Origin of the sequence: Paenibacillus ihuae (assembly GCF_001368795.1) — a bacterium.
GTDB lineage: Bacteria > Bacillota > Bacilli > Paenibacillales > Paenibacillaceae > Paenibacillus_AQ > Paenibacillus_AQ ihuae.
The window spans coordinates 6,123-13,696 of record NZ_LN831208.1; the positions used below are offsets into that span (position 1 = coordinate 6,123).

General features: G+C 52.0%; 9 protein-coding genes. All 9 read right to left on the reverse strand.

The features are described from left to right. Positions 1 to 136: helix-turn-helix transcriptional regulator (locus tag AQR02_RS31735; RefSeq protein WP_425340036.1), on the reverse strand; the 136-nt coding region annotated here is incomplete at its 3' end. Further along, complete coding sequence (gene folK, locus AQR02_RS30345; RefSeq protein WP_054944004.1) at positions 103 to 654, reverse strand: 2-amino-4-hydroxy-6-hydroxymethyldihydropteridine diphosphokinase; 552 nt, start codon at positions 652 to 654, stop codon at positions 103 to 105. The genes AQR02_RS31735 and folK, both read right to left, overlap by 34 nt. Before the next feature lie 10 nt (positions 655 to 664). Further along, the gene (folB, locus tag AQR02_RS30350) at positions 665 to 1,027 is read right to left on the reverse strand and encodes a dihydroneopterin aldolase (protein WP_054944005.1); all 363 of its coding nucleotides are present in this window, start codon (positions 1,025 to 1,027) and stop codon (positions 665 to 667) included. Between the two features lie 46 nt (positions 1,028 to 1,073). After that, positions 1,074 to 1,937, reverse strand: a complete 864-nt coding sequence (gene folP, locus AQR02_RS30355) for a dihydropteroate synthase (RefSeq protein WP_054944006.1) — start codon at positions 1,935 to 1,937, stop codon at positions 1,074 to 1,076. Continuing rightward, entirely contained in the window at positions 1,934 to 2,815 is an 882-nt protein-coding gene (locus tag AQR02_RS30360; protein ID WP_054944007.1) for an aminotransferase class IV, read from the reverse strand. The genes folP and AQR02_RS30360 overlap by 4 nt, the downstream gene beginning before the upstream one ends. Next, the gene (pabA, locus tag AQR02_RS30365) at positions 2,812 to 3,393 is read right to left on the reverse strand and encodes an aminodeoxychorismate/anthranilate synthase component II (RefSeq protein ID WP_054944008.1); all 582 of its coding nucleotides are present in this window, start codon (positions 3,391 to 3,393) and stop codon (positions 2,812 to 2,814) included. The genes AQR02_RS30360 and pabA overlap by 4 nt, the downstream gene beginning before the upstream one ends. Continuing rightward, positions 3,390 to 5,018 (reverse strand): anthranilate synthase component I family protein, encoded by a 1,629-nt coding sequence (locus AQR02_RS30370; RefSeq protein ID WP_054944009.1) that lies wholly within the window; start codon positions 5,016 to 5,018, stop codon positions 3,390 to 3,392. The genes pabA and AQR02_RS30370 overlap by 4 nt, the downstream gene beginning before the upstream one ends. Positions 5,019 to 5,404: 386 nt before the next feature. Continuing rightward, complete coding sequence (gene cysK, locus AQR02_RS30375; protein ID WP_054944010.1) at positions 5,405 to 6,343, reverse strand: cysteine synthase A; 939 nt, start codon at positions 6,341 to 6,343, stop codon at positions 5,405 to 5,407. A 242-nt stretch (positions 6,344 to 6,585) separates the two neighbouring features. Then, positions 6,586 to 7,574 (reverse strand): peptidylprolyl isomerase (locus tag AQR02_RS30380; RefSeq protein ID WP_082452164.1); only part of this gene is annotated, 989 nt, incomplete at its 5' end.

A 7,574-nucleotide genomic window follows, 5' to 3' on the forward strand; every position in this document is an offset into this window, starting at 1 on the left:
TTAAAATTTTATCTTCCAACCGACGATTGCCCCTCTCCACTGCGCCGAGCACAGCGAGGGAAATTCCGACAGAATCCGCCAGCTCCTGCTGTGTATACCCCTTTAGCTTCCGGAATGCTCTGACCCGCCGTCCCATTCGTTTGATGTCCACAAGCGCATTCCTTCCTTTCCGTCCAAATCTTGAAGCGCTGCAGCAATCATTCCGTAAAGTCCGAACGATGCATCATTCTGCGGAACGATATCACTTAGCGGAATCAGCACAAACGCCCGCTCCATCATCCGGGGATGCGGAAGCGTTAACTCGGGCGTGTCCAGACTCCGGCCTTCTACCCAGAGCAAATCCAAATCAACGGTTCTCGGTCCGTACCGGATATCCCGGACGCGGCCGAGCTGTGTCTCAATCGCCAGCATGACATGGAGCAAATCCTCCGGCTCAAGCGTAGTACGCAGGGCGGCAGCCATATTCAAAAACTGCGGCTGATCCAGATAGCCGACCGGCTCGGTCTCGTATATTCTGGAGCAGCGTACGACTTCAATTCCCTCATGCTGGTTCAGTCTGTTCAAAGCTTCCTTCAAGGTTCCCTCACGGTCACCCAAATTAGCCCCTAAAGCAATATAAGCCTCTGATGCCTCAGAGGTGGAATGTATGTTCATGGACCTGGTCTCACTTTCTCGTTCTGCGCAGTTCTACGGTCACTCCCTGAAAATGAATGTCGAACGGCGGATGCGGCTTGGTCACTTTGACCGTTACTGCATTGATAATAGTATAAGTGTCCAGTAACACGGATGCAATATGTTCCGCCAAAGCTTCGATCAGCTTAAAGGACTTTGTTTCGACAATATTTTTAACAGTTTCATGCACTTCGGCATAGTTCACGGTCTGCGTCAGATCATCATTCAGCCCTGCAGTCTGCAAATCAAGCTCCAGCTCCAGATCCACATAGAAGCGCTGGCCAAGCTTGCGTTCCTCTTCAAACACCCCGTGATATCCGTAATATTCCATGCGGTGCAGCGTCATTTTATCCATTACAGTACCTGCTTTCTTATTATAAAAATAGTCAGCCGCCGTAGGCTCAGGTTATTCCCGCACCTGCAGAGAAGCCGGCATACAGCATAGCGTCACACATTTGAACGGTTCGTTTAATTAAAGATACATCATGCACCCGCACGATCTGACAGCCTTGGGCAATGCCGAACGACACAGTCGCGGCGGTTCCCTCCACTACATCATCCGCTGGGAGACCGAGTGCGGTCCGGATGAACTTTTTACGGGAGGTAGCCAGCAGCACCGGATATCCCAGCTCAGTCAAGCTGTCCAGTGCCATCATCGCCTGCAGATTCTCGGTATAATCCTTGGCAAACCCGATACCCGGGTCAAGAATGATGTTCTCCGGCTTTACACCTGCAGCCAGTGCCAAATCAATACTCTCTTTTAGATCCGCAGACATATCCGCCGCCAGATCCTTATAATTACGGTCATGACGGTTATGCATCAGAATAAAGGGGCACCCGGCTTCTGCAGCTACAGCGCCCATATCACGGTCAGCTTTGCCGCCCCAAATATCATTAATAATGTGTGCACCCGCTTGGATAGCCTGCCGGGCTACCTCGGCCTTGTACGTATCAATTGAAAGGACCAAATGAGGAGCGGCTCGGTGAATGCTCCCGATCACAGGTAGCACACGCTCCAGCTCTTCCTGCAAGCTCACCGGCTGATGGCCGGGGCGCGTGGATTCTCCGCCTATATCAATAATATCGGCACCTTCAGCCGCCATCTGGAGTGCATGCTCTACCGCCCTATCCGGCTCACTCCACAAGCCCCCGTCGGAAAAAGAGTCCGGTGTTACATTCAAGATGCCCATAATCAATGTGCGGTCTCCTAAGACCAGTTCACTGTCCTTAAACCGGTAGTTCCGTCTATAAATAACAGGTTTCATTTCAGCACTTCCGTCCTTTCCCTGTATAACCTGATCAATTCAGCCGTGTTCTTGCCGGTTCGTCCGCCGCTAACCATCAATGACTCAGTACCGTGCCAAAGTGTCGTCACCGGAACAATCTCCTGCACCGAGTTCGTTAGAAATATTTCATCGGCGGCGAGCAGCTGCTCCCAGCGGTAAAATCCCTCTTCTGTGCGCAATCCTGCCCCGGGGGCCAGTTCCAGCACCATTTCCCGGGTAATGCCGGGCAGGATGCCTGCAGCTATATCAGGAGTATGGAGTATCCCGTCTTTGATGTAAAAGAGATTGCTGACTATGCCCTCCGCAATAAACCCTTTATCCGTCAGCATCAGCCCTTCCGCACCGCCCGCGGCTGAGGCATATCCGGCAAGCTCACGTTTGGCCAGAATGTTATTCATATAATGCAGCGACTTCAGCCTAACCGGCCCTTCCGGGGTATTGCGCGGTATCCGCAGCATTTGCAGCGGCTTGCCTTCCGTGTATAGGGAAGCAGGCAGCTTGGGCAGCTCTTTAATATAGAGCAAATGATTAGGCTGCGTATACGCTCCGGCCGGAAGCCCCAAAATATCCTCGCCCGCGGTAACTGTATAACGGATATATGCTTCCTGCAGATCATTCGCTGCCATTACTTGTCCGATCCATTTACGAAGAGATTCCTCATCTGCTTCAAACGGAATACCCAGCTGTCTGCAGCCGTCAGCCAGCCTGTCCAGATGCCGCCGCAGCAGAAAAGGGGCCCCTCCATAAGTACGGAAGGTTTCAAACAGGCCCATGCCGTACAAAAAGCCGTGATCCAGAGCGGAAACCACGGCGTCTTTGGCCTCGACTATTCTTCGATTAAGTCCGATATAATTCATGCCGGTTCTCCGGCTCTCCGTTTCAGGAAGTTGCGGAGCATGGTATGGCCATGATCGGTAATGATTGATTCCGGATGAAACTGGACACCTTCAATCGGATACTCTTTATGGCGGAGTGCCATAATTTCACCTTCCACCGTCTCTGCTGTAATCTCCAGGCAATCCGGCAGGCTCTCGCGTTCCACGATTAACGAATGGTATCTTGTAGCGGTAAACGGGGATTCCAGTCCCTCAAAAACCGATGTGCCGTTATGGTGGATCGGTGATGTTTTGCCGTGCATCAAACGTTCCGCACGGATGACGTTACCGCCAAAGGCCTGACCGATCGCCTGATGTCCCAGGCATACGCCGAAGATCGGAATGACACCTTTGAAATGCTGCAGCAGCTCCAGGCTGATGCCCGCTTCATTCGGGGTACAGGGTCCCGGTGAGATCAGAATATGATCCGGAGCCATAGCTTCAATCTCCTGAATTGTAATTTCATCGTTGCGGTGCACCTTCACTTCTTCCCCCAGTTCGCCTAAATACTGCACCAGGTTGTACGTAAAGGAATCATAATTATCGATGACCAAGATCATAGTATTGCTCCCCCTTTGGCTCCGCCGGTGGTCCGTGATTCCTGCTGCAGCTCACTGCAGAGAACCGCCTTCACTACCGCTTTGGCTTTGTTATGACATTCCCGGTATTCGCGATACGGATCCGAATCGATCACGATACCTGCTCCTGTCTGAATATATCCTACTCCGTCTTTGACTGCCAACGTCCGTATAATAATATTTAATTCCATATTGCCGTTATAGTCAATCCAGCCCAGTGATCCGGTATATGGACCGCGGCGCACCGGTTCCAGCTCTTCGATAATTTCCATCGTGCGTACCTTAGGTGCACCAGTGATGGTGCCGCCGGGAAACAAGGCGGCCATTACATCATAAGCATCCAGGCCGGGGGCGATGCGCCCCTCCACCTGCGAGACGAGATGCATGACATGCGAGTATCGCTCCACGGTCAGCAGCTCCGGTACGCTGACCGATCCATATGCAGCGACTCGGCCGATGTCGTTGCGCTCCAGATCGACAAGCATAATATGCTCGGCGATCTCCTTTTCGCTCCCGCGCAGCTCCGCCTCCATGGCGGCATCCTCCGCGGGAGTGAGGCCCCTGCGCCGGGTACCGGCAATGGGGCGGGCGCTGACCTTGTCCCCGTGCAGCTTGACGAGCAGCTCCGGCGATGCGCTGGAGAGCGCAAAGCCGGGCGAGCGGAGCAGCCCCATGTACGGGGACGGGTTGAGCTTGCGCAGCCATTCATAAACATCCTCCGGCGGGGCTTTCAGCTGCGCCTCCTGGCGCAGCGAGAGGTTGACCTGGAATACGTCGCCCTGGCGGATGTATTCCTGAACATCGAGCACGGCCTGCTGGAAGTGCTCTGGTGAAAAGGCTGACCTCATGCCAGGCCACTCTCCGGACAGATTAATGCTCTCCTCAATTACAGCGACAATCCTGTCCATCTCCGCTGCCTGGGTCTGTGCCTCCGTTTCTGCAGCAGAACCGATCATCCGCCACTGTTCAAGCATCATCTCCGCCCGTTGTACAGACTCGGAATAGAGAAGTCTAAGGCCAGGCAGATCAGATTTATTGTCAGCAGTCACTGGGACATGAACAGTGCAATAAAGCATGTCCTCCTGGTGATCGTAAATCCATAGCTCTTCGAAACGCATAAACAAATAATCAGGAAATCCCGGATCATCCTGGGCCAGCGAAGGCAGCCTCTCCAGGGAGCGGACTACGTCATAGCTAAGATAGCCCACACAGCCGCCATGAAACGGCGGTAATCCTGAAATCTCTGTGCGCGGGGAAGTGAATCCCTTCATCCATACCTGCAGCACATCCAGCGGTTTACCGTGCAAATCATCCCATGCAGCAGTTTCCCGGACTTGATAGCCCGATGTTCCCGGAGTTAAATCGGTTGCTGCCGCTTGTTCGCCTTTGCCTTCTATTACGGAGACAGGGCTTAGCCCCAGGTAGGTATAGCGGCCGCCCTTCCCGCTCTCCAGTACCACTGAATATGGGGAGGCCTGCTCCCAGGCCTTCATCCAAGAATCCGGCAAGCCGGATTTATTCTGTGGTGATTGTATAATCAAGGGAAGAAGGCTCCAGTTCTCATCTGCCCATTGCTCCCAGTCCTGCCACGCCGTTAAGATTTCCAAAGCTATCCTCCTTAAAGTTTTGTGAAGCTTTCGCTTCTTTGATGTCTCTGCGCAACAAAACTCGCTTCGTAAGCATATACTTAAGTTTTGTGAAGCTGATGCTTCTTTAGCATCCTGCGCAACAAAACTTGCTTCGTAAGCATTCGCTTAAGTTTTGTGAAGCTTACATGGTTATCATCGTTTATTGCCTGTCAGTATACTGTACTTCAGGATGCTTTGAAAACCCCGAAGATTGGATTTATGTAAAATAAGCCTTTTTTCCGCATTCAAAACGCATCAACAGCTCTGAATATCACTACATCATCTCTTCTAACAGCATGCACAAAAAAGAGCCCTCACTATCCCTAAATGAGCGGAGAGGAAGACTCTTATAAAAATTTCAATAATTATGCTTCAAAGTTGTACAGCGGAGTGCTGAGGTAGCGTTCGCCGTTACTTGGAATAATGACAACGACTTTTTTGCCTGCACCCAGCTCTTTGGCTACTTTAAGCGCTGCAAATACAGCGGCACCGGAAGAAATACCGGACAACACGCCTTCTTCTTTGGCAACACGGCGTGCAGTTTCGAAGGCTTCGTCGTTCTCCACATGAATGATCTCATCGTAGATGTTCTGGTTCAGGATGTCTGGAATGAAGTTAGCGCCAATCCCTTGAATTTTGTGCGGGCCTGGTTTGCCGCCGGCCAGAATAGGTGAAGCAGCTGGCTCTACCGCATAAATCTTCACATCAGGATATTGCTTCTTCAGTACTTCGCCGGCACCGGAGATAGTTCCGCCGGTACCTACGCCTGCAACGAATGCATCCAATGGTCCACCGATCGATTCAATCGCTTCTACGATTTCAGGACCGGTAGTTTCCAGGTGAATCTTCAGGTTAGCTTTGTTCTTAAACTGCTCAGCAAGGAAGTAATCCGGATTCTCGGCCAAAATCTGCTCAGCTTTCTTAACCGCACCGTTCATACCTTCCGATCCCGGAGTCAGTACGAGTTCGGCACCGTAAGCACGAAGCAGGTTACGGCGCTCAAGGCTCATCGTTTCAGGCATAACAATAACTGCCTTGTAGCCTTTGGCAGCTGCAACAAGTGCTAAGCCGATACCAGTGTTACCGCTGGTAGCTTCTACAATCGTTCCGCCCGGTTTCAGAAGACCATCCTTCTCAGCTTCTTCTACAATGCTGAGGGCAATACGGTCTTTAACGCTGGAACCCGGGTTTTGGTATTCCAGCTTCAAGTAGATCTCTGCGGAACCTTCCGGAGCGATCCGGTTCAAACGAACAAGCGGTGTGCTACCGATCAAATCTGTTACACTGTTGACGACTTTAGCCATGAGCAAAAACCTCCTTGGAATGATAAATGATCTATGAGTGCATAACTTGTGACATAAGTCTTCAGCATGTAATTCCGGGTGTTTGATGTATTGCGGCTTATCTCTCAAGGGGACGATGAGTCTGCACCAGGATATTCAATACCGCAGCGTCAAGTTATAACGCTGTAAGGCGGCCATTTTGTGTAATCCGCCGCCGGTCATTCCCGACTAAAACGGTAGGTTTTACATTTAACCTCATATTATCAATCTTGCAGGCCGTTGTCAATATATATCGCTGTGTCATATTTAGTGCGCAGATCACTTTCTACCTGCTGTAAAGGGGCAGCCTGCTCCAGTGCCAGCTCCCGGCGTACCTGCTCCCGGATTTCCGCCTCGTCCGGTTTAGGGGGATCAATCATTTTTTCCAGCCGGATTACGGCAAAATCTTCACCGGTCTGCAGCGGCCCGGCGATATCGCCCGCCTCAAGTCCTGCCGCCGTTTGCAGCAGATCCCCAGGCCAGAAAGGATCCTCCTCCTCCACCATTCCGATGCTGCCTCCGTGCTCCCTGCTCTCGTTGTCGATGGAGACCTCCTTGGCTACAGCAGCAAAATCCTCCCCCTGCTCCAGCCGGTCCATCACATGGTCTGCCTCATCGTAGGTTTCCACCTTGATCATCGAGAGCTGCATTTGCTTCTTGGGCGTGAAGCGTGCGGAATTCTCCGCTAAATAATCATCGATTGCCGATTCACTGATTATAACGTCCTTTGTGGCTAACGCCTGGAGCGTGAGCCGGTAAGCCGCCTCCTCACGTACCTCCTGACGGGAAAGTCCCAGCTCAGACCGCATTTGCGTGTAATACTGTTCCTCGGAGCCATAACCAGCCATACTGCGCTGAAGTTCCTGCTCGATGTCTGTGTCTGTCACAGTAATGCCAAGCGCCTTGGCTTCCTTATCGACTACAATGTGATTGAGTATTCCCAGAAGCACCTCATCACCGTGCTTTTTTTTGAGTTCATCTATCCACTCCCGGTCCGTTACCGGCTGTCCGCCTGCGGTGGCGATATCAGCGGATTCCCCCTCCGCAGCCTCACCCTTCAGAATGTACATGGCCCGCAAACTCCAAAAGAGCAGCCCTCCAAGGACTAAAGTACCGACAGCAAGTATAACAACGGCATTACGCAGCACGCGCTCCTGTCTAGTCATCATCGCATGCCCTACGATTTCGCTTGATCCAGGATAACCTGAAGTTC